20 protein-coding genes are annotated in these 18,717 nt (G+C 42.8%); 7 read left to right on the top strand and 13 right to left on the bottom strand.

Annotated elements, in window-relative coordinates; genetic code table 11:
- The 3 genes from RH89_RS19030 to coaBC all read right to left on the bottom strand — a co-directional run.
- The coding region (locus tag RH89_RS19030) for an LpxL/LpxP family acyltransferase (protein WP_038146678.1) at positions 1-561 on the bottom strand (561 nt) is incomplete at its 3' end.
- A gap of 7 nt (positions 562-568) precedes the next feature.
- Positions 569-1,159 carry a nucleoid occlusion factor SlmA gene (gene slmA / locus RH89_RS19025; protein WP_004405494.1) on the bottom strand — a complete coding sequence of 197 codons (591 nt, stop codon included), beginning with the start codon at positions 1,157-1,159 and terminating at the stop codon, positions 569-571.
- 148 nt (positions 1,160-1,307) lie between these two features.
- On the bottom strand, positions 1,308-2,510 hold the full coding sequence (gene coaBC / locus RH89_RS19020) for a bifunctional phosphopantothenoylcysteine decarboxylase/phosphopantothenate--cysteine ligase CoaBC (RefSeq protein ID WP_004405492.1): 1,203 nt from the start codon (positions 2,508-2,510) through the stop codon (positions 1,308-1,310).
- Positions 2,511-3,279: 769 nt separating this feature from the next.
- Between coaBC and RH89_RS19015 the strand changes: the two genes are divergently transcribed.
- The 4 genes from RH89_RS19015 (at position 3,280) to rpmG (ending at position 6,146) form a co-directional block, all read left to right on the top strand.
- The gene (locus tag RH89_RS19015; protein ID WP_038146696.1) at positions 3,280-4,260 is read left to right on the top strand and encodes a cytochrome-c peroxidase; all 981 of its coding nucleotides are present in this window, start codon (positions 3,280-3,282) and stop codon (positions 4,258-4,260) included.
- Between the two features lie 161 nt (positions 4,261-4,421).
- On the top strand, positions 4,422-5,096 hold the full coding sequence (gene radC, locus RH89_RS19010) for a RadC family protein (protein WP_004405488.1): 675 nt from the start codon (positions 4,422-4,424) through the stop codon (positions 5,094-5,096).
- A 632-nt stretch (positions 5,097-5,728) separates the two neighbouring features.
- Positions 5,729-5,965, top strand: coding sequence for a 50S ribosomal protein L28 (rpmB, locus tag RH89_RS19005; protein WP_004405487.1), 237 nt, complete (start codon positions 5,729-5,731; stop codon positions 5,963-5,965).
- A gap of 13 nt (positions 5,966-5,978) precedes the next feature.
- Positions 5,979-6,146, top strand: coding sequence for a 50S ribosomal protein L33 (gene rpmG / locus RH89_RS19000; protein WP_004405486.1), 168 nt, complete (start codon positions 5,979-5,981; stop codon positions 6,144-6,146).
- Between the two features lie 90 nt (positions 6,147-6,236).
- Here rpmG and RH89_RS18995 read toward each other — a convergent pair whose 3' ends face one another.
- Entirely contained in the window at positions 6,237-6,707 is a 471-nt protein-coding gene (locus tag RH89_RS18995) for a hypothetical protein (RefSeq protein ID WP_004405484.1), read from the bottom strand.
- Between the two features lie 77 nt (positions 6,708-6,784).
- On the opposite strand from RH89_RS18995, the gene mutM reads away from it, so the two are divergent.
- A complete protein-coding gene (mutM, locus tag RH89_RS18990) occupies positions 6,785-7,606 on the top strand; it encodes a bifunctional DNA-formamidopyrimidine glycosylase/DNA-(apurinic or apyrimidinic site) lyase (protein WP_004405483.1) in 822 nt (273 codons plus the stop codon).
- On the opposite strand, the gene coaD is transcribed toward mutM, so the two are convergent.
- A complete protein-coding gene (gene coaD / locus RH89_RS18985; RefSeq protein WP_004405482.1) occupies positions 7,585-8,091 on the bottom strand; it encodes a pantetheine-phosphate adenylyltransferase in 507 nt (168 codons plus the stop codon). The two genes, mutM and coaD, sit on opposite strands and share 22 nt — an antisense overlap.
- Positions 8,092-8,202: 111 nt before the next feature.
- Between coaD and RH89_RS18980 the strand changes: the two genes are divergently transcribed.
- Positions 8,203-9,234, top strand: a complete 1,032-nt coding sequence (locus RH89_RS18980; RefSeq protein ID WP_004405480.1) for a glycosyltransferase family 9 protein — start codon at positions 8,203-8,205, stop codon at positions 9,232-9,234.
- A 21-nt stretch (positions 9,235-9,255) separates the two neighbouring features.
- On the opposite strand, the gene RH89_RS18975 is transcribed toward RH89_RS18980, so the two are convergent.
- The 5 genes from RH89_RS18975 to RH89_RS18955 are packed head-to-tail and all read right to left on the bottom strand — an operon-like array spanning position 9,256 to position 14,263.
- Positions 9,256-10,035, bottom strand: coding sequence for a glycosyltransferase family 2 protein (locus tag RH89_RS18975; protein WP_004405479.1), 780 nt, complete (start codon positions 10,033-10,035; stop codon positions 9,256-9,258).
- Positions 10,032-11,102, bottom strand: coding sequence for a glycosyltransferase family 9 protein (locus RH89_RS18970; protein WP_004405478.1), 1,071 nt, complete (start codon positions 11,100-11,102; stop codon positions 10,032-10,034). Before RH89_RS18970 ends, RH89_RS18975 begins: the two co-directional genes overlap by 4 nt.
- A gap of 41 nt (positions 11,103-11,143) precedes the next feature.
- Positions 11,144-12,775: a sulfatase-like hydrolase/transferase gene (locus RH89_RS18965; RefSeq protein WP_004405477.1), complete on the bottom strand. Its 1,632-nt coding sequence runs from the start codon at positions 12,773-12,775 to the stop codon at positions 11,144-11,146.
- A gap of 48 nt (positions 12,776-12,823) precedes the next feature.
- Entirely contained in the window at positions 12,824-13,513 is a 690-nt protein-coding gene (locus RH89_RS18960) for an acyltransferase (RefSeq protein ID WP_004405476.1), read from the bottom strand.
- A gap of 18 nt (positions 13,514-13,531) precedes the next feature.
- Positions 13,532-14,263, bottom strand: a complete 732-nt coding sequence (locus RH89_RS18955; RefSeq protein ID WP_004405475.1) for a glycosyltransferase family 25 protein — start codon at positions 14,261-14,263, stop codon at positions 13,532-13,534.
- Positions 14,264-14,352: 89 nt separating this feature from the next.
- Here RH89_RS18955 and RH89_RS18950 point away from each other — a divergent pair, with 89 nt between their 5' ends.
- Positions 14,353-15,027: a glycosyltransferase family 32 protein gene (locus RH89_RS18950; protein ID WP_004405474.1), complete on the top strand. Its 675-nt coding sequence runs from the start codon at positions 14,353-14,355 to the stop codon at positions 15,025-15,027.
- A gap of 1 nt (position 15,028) precedes the next feature.
- Here RH89_RS18950 and RH89_RS18945 read toward each other — a convergent pair whose 3' ends face one another.
- Genes RH89_RS18945 through waaF form a run of 3 tightly spaced genes read right to left on the bottom strand, consistent with a single transcriptional unit; the run spans position 15,029 to position 18,624 of the window.
- Positions 15,029-16,336: an O-antigen ligase family protein gene (locus RH89_RS18945; RefSeq protein ID WP_004405471.1), complete on the bottom strand. Its 1,308-nt coding sequence runs from the start codon at positions 16,334-16,336 to the stop codon at positions 15,029-15,031.
- 6 nt (positions 16,337-16,342) lie between these two features.
- On the bottom strand, positions 16,343-17,593 hold the full coding sequence (gene waaA, locus RH89_RS18940; protein WP_004405470.1) for a lipid IV(A) 3-deoxy-D-manno-octulosonic acid transferase: 1,251 nt from the start codon (positions 17,591-17,593) through the stop codon (positions 16,343-16,345).
- Positions 17,590-18,624, bottom strand: a complete 1,035-nt coding sequence (gene waaF, locus RH89_RS18935) for a lipopolysaccharide heptosyltransferase II (protein WP_038146673.1) — start codon at positions 18,622-18,624, stop codon at positions 17,590-17,592. Before waaF ends, waaA begins: the two co-directional genes overlap by 4 nt.
- Positions 18,625-18,717 lie beyond the last annotated feature (93 nt).

The raw sequence follows: 18,717 nt of genomic DNA, 5'->3' as shown, positions 1-18,717 counted from the left end.
GCCGCGTACATCTTCGCGATCCACCATTTGATGACCAAAACGAGTGCGTCCCCAGTTCTGAATAAAATCCACCGCTGGGTTCTCGTGAGGTCGATACACCCCATACCCTGGGGCAAACAAACTAAAGGCGCGCGCGGTGATTTCAAGGTTTAGCATGTGAGTACATACCACCAGTACCCCTTTCCCCTGGGCTTCAAGATCAAGAACATGTTGATGATTCTTGAAGTTGATGATGCGTTTAAATCGCCATGTTGGCCAAAACCAGGCAATACCCGTTTCGATTAAAGCGAGACCAGAATTCTTGTACACCTCATCGGTAATGCGCTGTTTTTCCACTTCTTCCATATCTGGGAAACAAAGCTCAAGGTTTTTACGGATGATTTTGGCGCGCTTTTTTATCAATGGTGCAACAAGCTTCCCCAGACCTCGCCCCATTTTCTTAAGGACCGGGTAAGGAAAAATCGTCACAATCAGGGCAAGCAGCCCAAAGCCAAACCAGACAAGCCAGTAGCGAGGGTGCAGTAAACCTTTTTGGAAGGTAGCGGTTTCGAATTCTTTCATGAATGAATCACTGAATCTGCGCACTCAGTAGTGCCCAGTATTCCTCAAAATTGTCGGTTGGCTGATATTTAAAATCGGAACGAACAAAGCGGTTTAAGCTGCCTTCTACCTGACCAAGTAGCTGAGTCGCAAGAATGCTTTCGTCCACTGGGAAAGATTTGCCTTCACGCAATTTGCGTTCACGTAGGATCTGGCGAAGCTGAGTTTCGATGCGCTCGAATAGTTGATTGATGCGTTCTCTTAAACGCTCATTTTCAAACATCAGAGCGTGACCAGATAAAATACGTGTGAGACCCGGATTGCGTTCCGAAAATGCCAGAATGAGCTGCATGACGAGACGAATGCGTTGAAGTGTGTCTTTTTCTTCATCAAGGATGCGGTTGATACGTGACATCAGAGCATCTTCGATAAATTCGATTAGCCCTTCAAACATGCGAGCTTTGCTTGGGAAATGACGGTATAACGCGGCTTCTGAGACGCCTACCTGCTTGGCTAGTTTAGCTGTGGTAATGCGGGATGCCCCATCAGCGGATTCCAGCATCTCAGCCAGTGCCTGCAGGATTTCTTCACGACGATTGGATTTTCGGTTGCCGGTCATTCAGTCCATTCCTTAATTTTGGCAGAAAATTTACAAGCCAGCATTTTAGCGCCAGCTTGCAGAGTAGGCTAGAGATGAAGTCTCGATTTTCGCTGAATAGAGAAAATCGCATTTTTCAGTAGTCATTTAATACCACTGAATTTGGTGATTAGCTCAATTTCGATGCAATCTCTTTCATCAATGCTTTACCAAGTTCAGTTTTGCTGGTGGTTGGTAATATCTTATCGCCGTCTTGCCAGAATAGGTGGAGCGCATTGCTGTCGCTATTGAAACCAAGCCCCGAGATGGACACGTCGTTCGCACAAATCATATCGAGATTTTTCTTTGAAAGTTTGCGGCGAGCATAGGTTTCAACGTCTTGCGTTTCGGCGGCAAAGCCGACGGTGAATGGTCTGTTTTCTGAAAGCTGTGCTACCGAAGCGATGATATCTGGATTTTTCACCATGGTGACGGTCATGCTGTCGCTGTCATCAGTCTTCTTAATTTTCTGATCGGCAACAGATTCCGGGCGGTAATCGGCCACGGCGGCGCAGCCGATAAACACGTCACTCTTTATAGCTTGTTCAAGCGCGGCTTGATGCATCTCGACGGCACTGTCGACATTCATTCTTTGCACGCCTGCTGGTGTGGCTAAAGAAACAGGGCCACTAATTAGGGTAACACTGGCTCCCAACTTTGCTGCAGCATCTGCAATGGCAAAGCCCATTTTTCCAGAGCTGTGATTGGAGATGTATCGGACCGGGTCGATCGCTTCGCGAGTGGGACCAGCGGTGATTACGACGGTTTTGCCTGCAAGTTCAGAAGGTGTGAAGAATTCCTCGCAGAGCCCAACCAATTGCATTGGTTCTAGCATTCGACCTTTACCCACATCCCCACAGGCTTGCTCACCAGAAGCGGGTCCCCAAATGCGCATTCCTCGATCGGCGAGTGTCTGAATATTGGTTTGAGTGGCTATATTGGAATACATTTGCTGGTTCATCGCCGGAGATACTGCAATCGGCGCATCGCTTGCAAGCACCAACGTCGTCAACAAGTCGTTCCCCATGCCAGCAGCCATACGAGCAATAAGATCAGCGGTAGCAGGGGCAAGTAAAACAAGATCCGCCCACTTCGCCAGCTCAATGTGGCCCATCGAGGCTTCGGCGGCAGGATCTAGCAAGCTGTCGGAAACGGGTCTTCCCGAGACGGCTTGCATAGTCAGTGGTGTGATGAATTCTTTGGCTGCTTTAGTCATTACAACCTGAACAGTGGCGCCTCGTTCAGTCAGTCGACGCGTCAGCTCTGCACATTTATAAGCAGCAATCCCGCCGCTGATCCCTAACAGTATTTTCTTTCCAGCTAATGTCTGCATGTTTTGTTTCTCAAGCTATTCCTGTATATACCCAAACTGCCTGGAGACGCCTGATTCAGAGCTCTATCTTCTGTTTCAGTTCTAGAAAAAGAGCGAAGTGGAATGACGAGTCCTTTCCAAGCTCTTTGACGACGAAATGGGACAGAAGATAAGCTCCCAAGGGCGAGTTTACTTGGCTTTCATACTGCGTTATCGATTTTAGATTTAGAACCACTAGATCTTCAAATCGATGTCTTGTCTGAAAGCCAAGTCCTTCTCGCTGAATATAGCGTCTTCAGGCAGCTTGGGTATCAACCTTACCATATCTACCACAGCCCGCGAGCGCTGGTGTGAATCCCAGTCATTTAAACCTCAGAGCTATGAGGTTGTCTATAAGACCTGACAGTTTGTTGTTCGCTTTCTTTCTGGGTTATTGAGGTCAATATTTGGTGTTGAACCGTATATTTTTCATGTGGTTATATTTTGACCTTAATCAATAAAGGTTGAGATAAATTTCTGACTCATTAATGAGAACTACACAGGTGCATGTGATTAATTGACTGAAAATGAAGATAAATAAGCAAATGCTCATTTATTCATCTAGTTTGTCGATAAATCCAATCGATTTTTTGCGTTGTTCTTTTTTTCATCACTTATTTTTAATGGCTCATATATAGTGTGGTTTTTGTAAAACAAGCTGTGTTGTCAGGTGTTTACTTACTGCCACCTATGTGATGTCGGAATACCAAACAGATAATGTTTGGGCAATTTAAGGAAGACAACAATGAAAATAAAAACACTGGTAACATTGAGCGCGCTATCGGTTAGCGTGCAAGCCCAAGTGTCTTCACAGGAGCCTGTTCAAGCGATAGAACCTGTTGAAGGCTTAAATCCATCCTTGGTGAAACTGGGAAAAAAGCTGTGGTTTGACCCACGTTTGTCCAAATCAAACGCCATCTCTTGTAATTCTTGCCATAACCTCGCGACTGGAGGGGTGGATAACCTTCCCAGCTCAATTGGTCACGGCTGGCAAATCGGTCCTATTAACTCTCCCACTGTTCTTAATGCCGAGCTGAACTTTGTGCAGTTCTGGAACGGCAGAGCGGAGGATCTCAAAGCGCAGGCCGCAGGTCCTATTGAAAACCCAAAAGAAATGGCGTTTACCCATACTTTGGCGGTCGATACCATTAAATCCATTCCGGGATACCAAGCTCTATTTAAAGGGGCGTTTGGTAAGAAGGAGTTTGATATTGATGAGGTGACCATTGCCATTGCGGAGTTTGAAAAGACACTGAGAACTCCGAATGCTCCCTTTGACTTGTGGTTAAAAGGAGACAAAACCGCTCTTACAGATACGCAGAAAGAAGGATATGCCTTGTTTAAACAGAAAGGCTGTACCGCTTGTCACGCAGGACCTCTGTTAGGTGGGCAGATGTATCAAAAAATGGGCTTGGTGAAGCCGTTTGAAACCAACAACCCAGATGAAGGACGAAAAGCGATAACGGGGAACGATTTTGATCGCTTCGTGTTTAAAGTCCCGACTCTTAGAAATGTGGAGTTGACTTACCCATACTTCCACGACGGCTCAGAGTGGGATCTCAAACAAGCAGTGAAAACCATGGCAGACATCCAGCTAGGTCAGCCGTTAACGGATGGAGAAGCGACTAAGATCACTGAGTTTCTCAAGTCTTTAACTGGGGACCAACCCAAGGTGATTCTGCCTGCATTGCCGCCTTCAACGATTAATACACCAAGACCAGACGTAGGATAAGCTCGGACGGATGCGGGAATCTGTTTCCCGCATCTGAATGGAATTAACCAAATCCTCAGTTTCATGAAGTTCTAAAGTCGCTCGAAGATTCCGCAATCTGGATTGATAACATACGCTATCCCTTATCCAATACGCCCAATTTTATGATTGGAGTAGGCGGTATGAGCATCAAGCATCTTCCCTCAGAATCCCAACCCAGAGAAAAATTACTTCATCAGGGACCCAGTGCTCTAACGGATGCTGAGTTATTGGCAATTTTTTTAAGGACGGGCATTAAAGGCACCAACGTTGTTGAATTGGCTTCTCTCTTGTTAAAAGAGTTTGGGTCGCTGAGGGCGTTGTTTTCTGCAAGCTTAGAAGAATTTTGTCTGCGCAAAGGCTTGGGGCAGGCGAAATACGTGCAACTTCAAGCCGTACTGGAAATGACTCAGCGTTACCTAGGCGAAACGTTAAAGCGAGGAGATGCACTGACCAGCCCAGAACACACCAAGCTTTATCTTTCGAGTATTTTGCGAGATAGGCACCGAGAAGCCTTCTATATACTGTTTTTAGACAACCAACACCGGGTGATTCAGGATGAAGTGATGTTCGAAGGCACCATTGATGCGGCTTCTGTGTATCCCAGAGAAGTGGTCAAGCGGGCGCTCCATCATAATGCTGCTGCGCTGATTCTCGCCCACAATCACCCTTCAGGTGTTGCAGAGCCCAGTCAGGCAGACCGAAGAATCACACGCCGGTTGGTGGATGCGACGGCATTGGTAGATATCCGTATTTTGGATCACTTTGTGATTGGAGATGGCGAGGTGGTGTCTTTTGCAGAAAGGGGCTGGATATAAAAGCTTATGACCTTTTTCGCATGAAAATCGTCATATACCCAAGTGACCTCATGATGTGGATTTCAGAGCATCATATTCTGTTTCAATTCAAGGAAAAGAATGCAGCGTAATGACCCGTCCTTTCCAAGTTCTTTGACGATGAAATGGGACAGAATATGAGCTCCCAAGGGCGAGTTTAACTGGCTTTCATACTGCGTTACCGATTTTTGATTTAGAACCACTAGATCTTCAAATCGGTGTCTTGTCTGAATGCCAGTTAATTCTCGCTGAACCAAACATCTTGAGGTTACTTGGGTATAAAAACTAGAAAGATAGGTACCAAGGCTTACAGAGTGGGAATTTAGCCTGTGGGAAAGTCACATTTTTGTTGTCTGGTGGTCAGAATCTGCTATCATCCCCGCACTGAAATTTTTGAACCTCAATCAGCTCTGCCTAAAAAAGATCTCGAAAACCTTGAAAAAGGATCTGTTCGGGACTTGAGCAATGCATATCAAGTTAGTATAATGCGCGACCTTTGATAGCCTTGTATGGGTATTCCATAACGGTTTTTGGCCTCCAGTCTTCTAATGATAGATAGAGAGGTTCGGCCACCAAGGTTGATATCGAGCTGAAACGATTTGGAGAAGACATTCATGTCCCGAGTATGCCAAGTAACTGGTAAGCGTCCAGTAACGGGTAACAACCGTTCACACGCACGAAATGCTACCAAGCGTCGTTTTCTGCCGAACCTACAAACTCATCGTTTCTGGGTAGAAAGCGAAAAGCGCTTTGTTAAACTACGTCTAACTGCTAAGGGTATGCGTATCATCGATAAGAAAGGCATCGAAGCTGTTCTTGTTGATATCCGTGCTCGTGGCGAGAACGTATAAGAGGAATTGAACAATGGCTAAAGGCATTCGTGAGAAAATCCGTCTAGTATCTTCTGCTGGAACTGGTCACTTCTACACAACTGACAAAAACAAGCGTAACATGCCAGGCAAATTTGAGATCAAAAAGTTTGATCCAGTTGTACGCAAGCACGTTATGTACAAAGAAGCGAAAATCAAGTAATTGATTTTTAAAATCTTTGTAAAAATTTAAAACCCAGTCAATCGACTGGGTTTTTTATTACCTGCTCTCCGAGGTGAGATTCAGGATGTTCTACAAAAACGGGAACAAATACTGTTTCTCTACCGATACCGCAACCCACTCTTTTTCCCAATTTTGTAATAACCAAAAGCTCGGCGTTTGATAAAACGTGATTCTTGCAGGCTCTTCGACGTTTGAGTACCAAACTTCTAGAGTTCTGGCTGGGGGAAGGTTGTCTTTTAGTTTGTTGTAAGTGGCTTGATCTACAGAAGTCCCTGTCAGTTCCGTCCAGCGAAGTGCAGCTTGAAGCGGCTCAATAGACAACTTTCTGGTCGATTGCCATTCGTTATTCGTATTTTCTACTGACCACTGTGCAAAGTGCAGTGCGACCGGCTTTTCATTGGGGTCCAATACATAAGGTAAAGCGCTTGTCTGCCCTAAACCAAAATGTTCCCGAAGAACACTAGGGGCATTGATGACGGCGATGAATGCCAAGATCGCTAAGATCAGAACGTTATTCCAGCCACGGCGGGATAGCTTCATTGAGTGCCTCAAACAGAAGTGTTTATGTATATAATACTACGCTATTGCTACGCAGACAGTCTAATCAAGGATTTAAGATGCCAGAGTTGCCAGAAGTTGAAGTGAGTCGATTGGGTATTACGCCTCATCTAAAAGGGCAGAAGGTCAAAGCCATACACGTCAGGCAACCAAAACTCAGATGGATAGTGCCAGATAGCCTTCAATCGTTGGTTGGAGAAGAGATTATAGACATTACTCGCCGCGCCAAATACCTGATGATTGAGACCAAAGCAGGCAGTGCCGTGGTGCATTTGGGAATGTCTGGCAGCTTAAGAATTCTAGATGCGATGATCGAACCGGGAAAGCACGATCATGTGGATCTGGTTTTGAAAAATGGCAAAGTGCTTCGCTACAACGACCCTCGCCGCTTTGGCTCCTGGCTTCATGCAGAGCCGGGCGAACAACATGAAGTATTAAGCCACCTTGGCCCTGAGCCTCTTACTGAAGAGTTCAGCCTTGAATATTTTGTAGATAAAGCCAAGCGTAAAAAAACGGTGGTGAAGCAGTTCATCATGGACAATAAAGTGGTGGTAGGGGTGGGGAACATCTATGCCAATGAATCACTGTTTATGTCTCGTATTCATCCACAAACTCCTGCCAATCAACTCACTGATGACGAGCTCGCATTGCTGCATAAAAATATTATTGCTGTATTGGAAACCGCAATTAAGCAAGGCGGGACGACATTAAAAGACTTCAACCAAGTGGACGGCAAGCCGGGTTACTTTGCTCAGGTGCTGCAAGTGTATGGACGTACTGGAGAGCAGTGCCAAGCGTGTGAATCAGAAATCGAAGAGGTGAAGATCGGGCAGAGAAACACTTTCTACTGCCCGGAATGTCAGCTGCTTGAGCGTTCCTGATATTTATCTTCTAGCGCTTTAGCAACAATGGCGGGAACAAACTGTTCGACATTTCCGCCATGAATCGCTACTTCTCGGACTATGGTTGAAGAGATAAACGCATGCTCTTCTGCTGGCGTTAGAAATACACTTTCCAGACCAGGTAATAGGCGGCGGTACATGTTGGTTAAACCAAATTCGTACTCAAAGTCGACCGTGGTTCTGAGACCTCGAATCAAAACATTGGCTTGCTCATCACGGGCAAAGTCCACCATGAGACCAGAAAACCCCTTTGATGTGACATTATCCAAATGTTTGGTGACTTCCTGAGTGAATGTGACTCGTTCTTCTAAGCTGAACATGGTGTTCTTACTTGGGCTTTCCGCTACGGCAACGATCACTTCATCAAACATGGTTGCGGCACGTTCAATAAGATCGAGGTGACCGTTGGTCACTGGGTCAAAAGTACCAGGGTAAATGACTCGAGAAATGCGTTTTGGCGACACTGCTTACTCACTTTTTATATTCGTTAATCTGCTGTCATCATAGCAAAAAACGCTCAAACTTCGCCATGGAAGTGGTTATCATGTGGGGCGAACCACGGCGTAGGAATCACAATGAAAAAAATACTGGTTATTCGAAACGATAAAATTGGTGATTTTATGTTGGCATGGCCAAGCTTCGCCATGCTCAAGCAATCTCTACCCAATGTTGAAATAACCGCCTTGGTTCCAAACTACACCAAAGCTTTGGCAGAGATGTGCCCGTGGATTGATTCTGTGATGGTGGATTGTGGTCCTAAAGCCGCCAAGATAGACAAAAATGAACTTGTCTCAGCTTTACGTGCGGAGCAGTTTGATGCGTCAATCAACTTGTTTTCGACGACCTATAATGCCTCTCTGGTATGGAAAGCGAAAATCCCATATCGGCTTGCGCCAGCGACTAAGATCGCACAGATTTTCTATAACAAGCGAATCAAACAAAAACGCTCTCAATCGGCGAAACCGGAGTTTGAATACAATCTGGATCTCATCCGCTCATTTCTATCGGATAATGGACAAAAGATTGTTGAGCCAAGTGCGCCTTATTTGGCTTTGAAAGCGGATGTTTTGGCTACACAAAAGGACAAATTGGCAAATCAGTTGGAAATATCCCAAGACAAACCTTGGGTGTTCGTTCATGCCGGAAGTGGTGGCTCGGCCAATAACCTGTCTTTGAAGCAGTACTCAACATTTATTCAAAATTTGCGGTTTGATGGTGAATACATTCTTACGGCGGGACCGGGAGAAGAAGAAAAAGCACTTGAGCTTCAAGTGTTGCTAAGTCAATTGGGCGTAGAGTCAGTCGTATACAGCAAAAATGATGGCTTGGTCGATTTCACTCAATCCATCGCCTGCGCGGATCTCTTTATTGCTGGTTCAACTGGACCTTTGCACATTGCTGCGACCTTAGATGTACCAACAGTCGGGTTCTTCCCAAGAAAACGTTCCGCCACGCCACTTCGCTGGCGACCTATTAACTCAGAAGGCAAGCACATTGCGTTTTGCCCACCAGAAGCTAGCAGTAAAGAACAGCAAGAAGACATGTCGCGGATTGATGTGTTGGAGTGCGCGGAAGAAACTAATAAGTGGTGGGTAAATCTTAATTAGTTTACCCACGGATATTTCGTATTACAGCTTGTAGTGTTGATCGTTATCTCGTGCCCACAAGTCTGCGTATTTGATGAAGGTTGAATGCGCTGACAGCAATGCAATTAAGAAGCCTTGTTTTCCATCCAAGAATCCTCGTTTCAATACATACATTTTGATAAAACATGCCAACGCATGAACGATTCCTTGGGAAAGCGACGCTTTCTTACCTTTCGCCTGCCTTTGGTCTGCCCACGCTTTGCCATATCCTGCTGATTTAACGAGGTAATGATTTAGATTGTTGTACGTATAATGGTGTAGATCACCCTCAAGTGATTCAATCTTCATGTTGTCGTCGGTGATGACTTTTTCATGGACCAACGCATCGTTGTAACTGGTGAGCTTTGTTGGGTAGAGCCTAAGCACTCTGTCTGGGTACCATCCACTGTGTTTGATGTATCGACCAAATACCCAGCTTAATCTTGGTATTTGAAATACAGTGGATGAAGGGCTTTTTTCCAATGCAATCTGAATGTTGTCTTTGAGCTCTGGCGTAACTCTTTCATCGGCATCTAGCCAGAACAGGTAATCCGACTCGACATAGGATTGAGCGAGCTGACGCTGAGGACCAAAGCCTTTCCAGTTAGCATTTACGTAGAACTTATCAGTGAACTTCTTTGCAATCTCTTCTGTGTTGTCTGTGCTTCCTGAATCCAGAACAACGATTTCATCAACCCACTCATGGACAGTCGAGAGGCACTGTTCTAGATGAGCAGCTTCATTTTTTACTATCAGTGCAACGGCAAGTGTTGGTCTGCTCACAATGATTCCTTTTTGGTCAGTAGGAGTCGGCTAACAACAGTTTCAAATCTGTTAATCACCATATCAGAAGTAATACGCTCCATGGCATTCGGATCTTTTACTCTGGTTCGCCATGGAAGCTCATCTGATGTTTTCCCTGTTTCTTCCAAAATAGCTTCGTCATAAACAGAAACAACGTTATCAAGCTGCAAATAGGGACCAGTCCTTTCAGGGTTATGGTGTGCGTACAACCCTATGACCGGAGTTTGCATTGCATTCGCGATGTGCGTTGGACCCGAATCCGGAGCAACGAGAAGGTCAGCTTGGTCTATGATTGCGATCATCTGACTTATCGTAGTCTCTCCAACCAAATTATTAATTTGGGTGTCTTCAAAATGACTCACAATGTCATGTGCGAGCGCTACCTCGGTTTTGTCAGGGCTTCCAATAAGCGTAACTTTCCAACCTTGGCTGATAGCATGGTTTATTAAATCTTGGTAACCCTTTGTCGTCCAGTTTTTGTAAGCTTTGCTGGTTGCTGGCGCAACAACTAAGTTCGAGCCTGATTCAGATAGCTGTCCTGTCGCCCAATTTTTGTCTGATTCAGAGTTCTGGATGTTCCAAGTTGGCGTTATGTCTTCGACACCAACTGCTTCAGCAAACCCCATCACTCCATCGAGCACATGTTTTTTGTCAGAGCTTTTGATTCTTTCGTTGATAAACAAGTGCTGAAGATCTTTACTGCGGTCTTCATCAAATCCAATTTTACGTTTTGCCTTAATACCCAAAGCAACAAAACTGGCGCGCAACGCGTATTGCATATGGAGAAGGACATCAAAACGACGGTCTTTGAGTTTTTTCCAAATATCAAAGTAGCCTCTCATACCATTATTTTTATCGAATGGTATGACTTCAACGTTAGGAATTAGCCGGATAAGGTGTGCTTCTACTGCACCGCATACCCAAGTTATTCTCGCAGAAGGGTAATGTTTCTGAACCGCCTGGATAGCCGAAATGGCATTGCAGACGTCTCCGAGAGCGGAGAGTCTGACAATGCAGATTGATTCAGGTACCAGCTTATTCTTCACAATATGAATACATTAAAATAGTGAACATAGAGATATATTACTTAACTTTTAGTCTCGGAAAAAACGGATAATTTAACGGCACCGTCTTCATCTATATCGACAAACCTTGAGTCGTACCCGTTGAGCAATCCGTTAAACAAAACGCCTTTATCGCAAGAACCAATAGGGACGTCTCTGTTTAAGGCTTTCGCTATCATCTCGCTGAAATTTTTATGGAAGAGCTTTTTACAGTCTGCATAAGGTTTGACGATGGTATTGTAGATACTCTGAGAGTCCGTTAGCACAATACCAGGAACCATATAGGATGCTGGTAAATCCAAAGAGCGACTGATTCGCTTTCCGTCAACGTGTGTACCGTGGTCGGAAGTAATGAAAATGATCCAAGGCTTAGATTTAGATTTTTCTTTAACTTGTTCTATGATCGCCTTGATATTTAAGTCTGTGTAGTACACAGAGTTTTCATATTCCTTCAACTCGGTACCGGTACCGAAGATTTTTTTATCACTAGGAGATTTCGCATCAAACGGTGCATGGCTTCCGTTTGGTTGTAATACTGCAAAAAATGGTTCTTGAAGCTCCAAGTTTGCGAACTGGTCAATGGCGAGTCTGTCGTCTGACTCTTGCCTGTCATTGTAGCTACTATCCATGAGCGGGGGGGTAAAGTAGTGGTCACTATATTTGCCTGCTATCAGCTTATATATGTGATTCACATAGCTTTCTCCCTGTGTGCTTAGATAAGTCGTTTCATAACCAGCAAGTTTTGCGTATCGGAATAAACTTGTGTTGAATGAAGATGCTTGTTTTCTCGCATCCGGCTTATCAATCATGTGGAAAAAGCGCACACTTGACGGCATCGTAGCGGCTGCCCCGGCGACGGTTTCTTTTGATAATGTATGTATATTACTGTCTTCAATGAGCTGGCTAATAATTGGTGTTGTGTCTAAATGATAGCCATACTCTCCCATGTATTTTGAGCTTAGGCTCTCCCCAAAGTAGATGAAGATATTAGGAGTTTCAGACGAGCTGTTTCTTAAATCCTGATATTCATCTTGCCTGAAACTCGAGTAAAGATTTCCCCCTGTTGCATCGGAAATCAGCATAGAAGCAAAAATACCGTATGAGTTGTGAAAAGATCGAATCAGACTGTGCGTGTCTTTCGTGAATCTCTTTTCAATTTTTTCAGGATAAAACACACCATCTCTAATGGGTTGAAATATAAAAATTAACAAGATGAGTATATTGGCGATTTTGTAACCAGATGAGTCTTTGGCAAGTCTATAGCACCAATACAGCAGGGTTATTGATACGACAATAAAAGCCAAAGATTTCAATATAATTGAGAGGCTCAGCTTAGGGAGAATATTGACTACTTCAGACAGGTTTTCAAAGAACAGGTAGAGATTTACAGGATCGATCCACCCTCCATAAAAAAGTGCGTTTGAACTTTGAAAAATCAATGCGATAGAGATAAACGCAGAAAGAAAGACTTTGAATTTCTTAGTTGAAAAAACGATAAGTAAGCTAAGCACTAGAGAGATTTGTAAACTCTCAGAAATATTTTGGCTAGACGTAATATCTGTAATTGAACGCAGTAAATATTCGGCGAAATACAAGGCTGCTGAAAGCAATACAGTAAGCAATAAAGTATTACGTAGTTTGTGTTTTAAGGTCATGCTTTTTGTTCAACTTGGTTTTAATTTCTGAATATGTTGTATCGCTGGTTAGTCAGTGAAATGCTTGTCTTTCATACTACCGATTACCCTGGCAGGGTTTCCGCCCAGAATGATGTCATCCTGACTGAATGGTTTGTGAATATGCGTTGAGGTAGCAACCACGCAATTACTTCCGATTGAAGCCCCTTTGTTCATAGTCACTCTTGCGCCGAGCCACGTATTATTTCCGATAGAGACAGGGGAGTTTGGGTTTAATCTTGTGTCTTGCTTTGTGTCGAAGATAGGGTGAAAGTCAGTGTCCATGATTATGGTCTGCCATGAAATAAGGCAACTCTCGCCAATGTGGACTTCTTTTTCACAAACGATAGTGGACTCACCAGTGAGGTTTGTTTGAGCCTTAATATTAAGTTTTCCATCCACAAATAGCTTACAACCAGTACCGATTTTTACTCGCTCGCCCAGTGTTATCTTTCCGGATTCTCCTAACGACCAAAGCATACGAGAATGGTGACTATCAGCAACTTGAACTTGACCAAAGCCAAATCTGATTTTCCCGGTTTTTGCTGATTTGGGAATGTCTAGCTTCCCGCTTAAGCGTAAAATTCTAACTCGGTGAGATACGACGATCGGTAGTCTAATGGCTTGAGAAAACGGCAAATACCAAAAATTAAAGAGAATGCTTTTTGGTATCGCCCGGCAATAGAGGTAGATCTTTGCTAATGGTTTAACGAGACTCATGGTTACCTTTTTCTGGTTCTAGGAAACGTGTTTCTTCCACATTAAGTTCCACAATCTCATTCGACAAAAACGATAAAACCTGTAGCTTTCACGTGTGATCTTATAGAAGAAGTGAACTTTTGTTTTAGCGTCCAATTGTATATGGGTGCCTAAATCATTGGGCGCAGATACTATTGGAGGCTCAATGCCAACAGAAGGTACTTTATGCAAATAAGAGCTTCCAATAAAGTAGTCAACCGAGTAACACCATCTTGAGCTTGCTTCAAGAAATGCCTTAGCACCTGCTGGTGATATTGAATAACCACCAGTTCGCATATCATTGGAGTCCCAATACACCAAATCGAAGGATTCGTCTATTGATTGAACTCTAGACTGCCTGCCTGACTGTGTTTCTAGCCGTATATAACCGTACTTAGTATGAAGTTCTTTGAGTTTATTGAGTATGCTGCTAAAGCCATCTAATGGGATGGCGTCATCTTCGAGAACAATAATAGGCTTTCCCAATTCGATACATTTTTGCCATAGCAAATAATGGCTTGCATAACATCCACGCTCTCCACTTGAAAGAGGTCGGCTTTTATATACTTTTCGAAAATGGTCATCAGGTAAACCGATAAGCTCGCTGGGTAACCCCTTGTGCCCGTTGACAGCATCAAAGATGGAATAGTCTAGCTTTGCTTCGTCAAGAATACTTGTGATTCTTGAACGTCTCTCAGTGGCTTCCGCCAAACTTATGATGAAGATGTCCATGGTCTATTAACTGTATCTGCTGACTTAGTTCGGCATGTAGTTTAACATAGCAACACAAGACCACGCATAACAAAGTTCTTCTAATTCATATGAGTAAATTGATTCATGCCATTTGGCTTGGTAACAAAATGCCCCCTCTTTCCCATGCCTGTGTTAATGACTGGAAAAAACAAGGGTATGAAGTGAAACTATGGACAGATTCGTCTGAGCAGGTTTTAAGTTGGATTGATGAATGCGAGTTTACAAAAGAGTGTTACAAGAGAGGGCTTTTTGCATTCGTTAGTGATTATCTAAGAATTCGCATTTTATTTGAGTTTGGTGGCTTGTACTTAGACACGGATGTGACGATAGTGCGAGAACCGTTTCAGTTGTTTAGTGACTGTGATTTCTGCGTTGGACGTGAAAATGATAGTTTGGTTGGCACTGCCTCTATTTTTGCAAAACGCTCAAACGAAGTTTTAAGTAAATTGTTGGATTTCTATCAAAAAAGCATAATGGAGTCTGACTTGTACATGGGACCAGATATCATGACGCGGATACTTGAGGAGTCTCAAGATGATAGTTCAGTTAAAATATTAGATACGGAGTACTTTTTTTCCTATCAGGGGCAAGCTATCGAATTTTCTCATCCAGATAATGCATATTTGATACATTGGTATCAGCATACTTGGGAGAATAATGAAATTCCTTACTTGAAGTCCAAACATAAAGGGCTTCTTGGAAAGTTGTATGAATACCAGAAGCCCCTATTTAGATGGAAGTAAGCTAGCGCTTTAACGAAGCTTGATACTTTTCGTATCTTTGGGATAAAGGAATGGTATAGATTGCAGCCATAAAGACTGTATATGTCCATAGGCCAGCTTTCATATACCAAAAAGACTCGAAAGTATTGACAACTAGCCAGTAGACTAAAAATATTACTGCCAAACATTTAACATATCTTGTGACCTGGCTGTTGTTGGATATTTTAAAAAGATGAGTTATTGGGATTATAAAGATAGCTAAGCTTAGTACCAGCCCAACTATCCCAAATCTTAGCAGGGTCGCTACATACGAGCTATGCATATGCTTGTATCTTTCTATTATTTCTGATGGTAATCTTGTTGAACTTTCAATTAGGAATTTTTCAATACCGTTACCTAAACCTATTAGTGGACTTTTTTCAATCCATGAAGTTGACTCGTACCATAACTGAGCTCTTACACCAATACTTGTATTAGGTGCGTTGGAAAAATCGCCTGTAACAATGTAATCAGTAATAACAAATAGCTCTGATTTTAATCTTTGATATATAATGTCAGTATTTATACTGAGTAATAAAATTAGAGATAGAATAATAATTAGTTTCAATATTATTTTAATTGTTAGTTTATTATATATAGATAGAAAGTATATTACTGAAATTAGTACGCCTAAGGTCAGTCCAAGAAAGGTTTGACGAGTTTGCATTACAATTAAAATAACTGATAGAGTTAGGATTAATATTGTATGTATTAGTGTTTTTTTTCTTTCAATAAAATTACTACTAAATGAAACAACAAAATAACAAATATGAACTATTAAAGCAGAACCTATTATTAAAGCTCCATGCTGGGCATTTCTATAGTTAAAGTCTACTCGTTTTCCTGATAACCCTATAGATATTTCTTCAAGAATAGGAGCGTGATAGTTGAGTGTGAAAATAGAGCCAAAAACAAAACATGATAAAATAGTCCAGATGTATTTTTTATTACCTCTCAGCCAAAATGCGATAAAGAAAAAAACAAAAAACTCAAGTAATCGTCCTACCTGTGGAGAGTCAGTTGCTAGCTCTGGATAAAAGTGTAAGGAGTAAAGCCAGCTACTTAGTTGAGCTATTAGTGCTACAGGCAAAAGCCATAACAATTTTTCTTTTTTAAAGAAAGACCAATGGACAATTAGGGTTACTAAAGACACTAATAATAAAAAAGTCTGAAAAATATCAGCAAATAGTCTCCATGAATCCTTAAAGGTCGCATAAATACAAGCGCTGAAAACCATTAGAAGGATGAATTTTTCAGAATCTAAAATTTTGGCTACTTTGTCTCTACTCATTTTTATCTAAATATTTAGTAATTCTATATACGAGGATGTGGAGTTGTTCTTATGAACGAACTCTCTAGATATGTTTAAAAAATCATGATTATTAGATGAAAAATACTTATGGATTTTACTTGATAATTCATTTCCACCCACAACCTCAGTTAGACCGATAGCAATTAATTTCTCTGTAATACTCTTAAAATTGTAAAAACTCGGGCCAATTAATGAAGGAATTCCTATTGCTGTAGGTTCCAATAAATTATGCCCACCAACTTTATCTCCAATCAAACTCCCCCCCATAAAGCACACATCAGCCGCTTGCATCAGAGTGAGCATCTCGCCCATTGTATCGCCGATATATACTTGAATGGAGTCCAGAGAATCCGCAGAAGTTCGTCTTGCAAAAGAAAAACCTTCATTGGCTACAAGTTGTGAAACCGCATCAAATCTTTCTGGGTGTCTAGGTACAAGAATCAAAGCTGCGTCTGGAAGTGTTTTCATGATTTCTGTATGAGCGTTTAATACTTGCTCGTCTTCACCTTGATGCGTACTAGCTGCAATCCATACTGGACGGGCTTTTCCTATCTGCGCTCGCAACATATTACCAGCCTGAATGACTTCATCTGAAACCGTGATATCAAATTTTATCGAGCCAGTTACATGCAGTTTTTCTTCGGAAACACCGAGCTTTTTGAAGTTATCAGCATCTTCTTGGTGCTGGCAAAGTACTTTGGTCAAATTTTTACTGATTTCATTGAACAGAGGACGAACTTTTTGATAGCCACGTCGAGATTTATAAGACAACCGAGCATTTAATACTGAAATGGGGATACCTGATTTTCCTACTGTGTGCAGAGTATTAGGCCAAAGTTCGGTTTCAACAATGATCATTTTTGAAGGCTTGGTGACATTCAAAAAGCGCTTAACCGCAAAGCCAAAGTCAATTGGCATATAACGATGCGTAGCTATCGCAGACAGTTTTTCCGCTTGCTCTGCTCCTGTTGGGGTCGTCGTCGTTAGTAGAATAGGTGTTTCTGGCTTACGTGAATTGAGCTCCTTAATGAAAGGAGCCACTGCCAATACTTCTCCGACGGAAACAGCATGTATCCATATAGGCTGCTTATCGACATTTAATTTGGGTGTAAACCCAAAATGTTCTTTCCAGCGTTTTCCGACTGAAGGCTTATTCGAACGCTTTCTGAACAGTCCATACAATAGAAAAGGGGCGGCTATTGCCAAGATAAAGGTGTAGAGCACTCTTACTATCATGCTGAAAGCCTAATTGAACCAAGAGCAGAAATAACACGACTTGGAGGAAGTTCGGTCAAGCATTTCATGTGTCCGTAGGGGCACGTTTTTTTGAAGCAAGGTCGGCATTCAATGTCGGTATGCAGCATAGTTAACTTTTCGGTGAGTGGTGGCGTATATTTTGGTGAACTGGAGCCGTAAATAGCCACAATATTGCAACCCACCGCAGCAGACACATGCATTAGTCCTGAATCGTTGCACACAACGGTATCGCATGCTGCTAACAAATCTACTGCTTCAATTAAGCTGGTTTCGCCTGCCAGATCATGACAGTGATTCTGAAGTCCTTCAGGTAAGGTGGAGCGAATTTTCTGGGTGACTTCTCTATCTTTAGCTGAACCAAAAAGCCACACTTGTTTGCCTTGTTGAATGACAAATTTTGCCACTTCAGCATAGTAATGATCTGGCCATCGTTTGGCTGGACCGTATTCTGCCCCGGGGCATAATCCTACCGCAATACGCTCATTGGAAAGATTCAGACGCTGAATTGCATTGTTCTGAGATTCAGAGTCGATAGTAAGCTTAGGTGTTGGGCAATCCGACAGAGAAACGGACTCTAACATCCTGTTTTTTGAGTGAGCAAGCGCGACATAACGCTCAACCATGTATTGAAAAACTCTTCTATCCGGGCGCAAGTCATTCAAAAGACCGTATCGCATCTCTCCTTTCCAGCCAATGCGATGCGGAATACCAGCAAACCAGGGAATGAGAGCCGATTTGGCGGAGTTAGGCAAGATGAAGGAATGCGTATAACCTTCCTGAGACAAAGATTTACCAATTTTTCGGCGACCCATTAGATCAAATTGCCCATGCCCCATAGGCATTTCGATTGCCTTGGCTATTTCTGGCATTCTCTCTAAGATGGGCTTACACCATGCTGGGGCAAGAACATCAATTACGGCTTCTGGGTGTTGATTCTTCAACTCGGTATACAGGCTTTGCGACATCACCATGTCACCTACCCATGAAGGACCAATTACCAGAATTTTCATCTTGTTGCTCACTGAATACTCATCGAAACACAATACGATATCATCTTTGAATCCTATCGCGTGATCATTTTAATGAAAGTATAGCGTCCTGAT

The sequence above is a fragment of the Vibrio nigripulchritudo ATCC 27043 genome (assembly GCF_000222685.1).
In the GTDB taxonomy this organism is placed as follows: Bacteria; Pseudomonadota; Gammaproteobacteria; order Enterobacterales; family Vibrionaceae; genus Vibrio; species Vibrio nigripulchritudo.
Note: the sequence above shows the minus strand (reverse complement) of the source record. Positions and strands in the feature narration are given on the sequence as shown.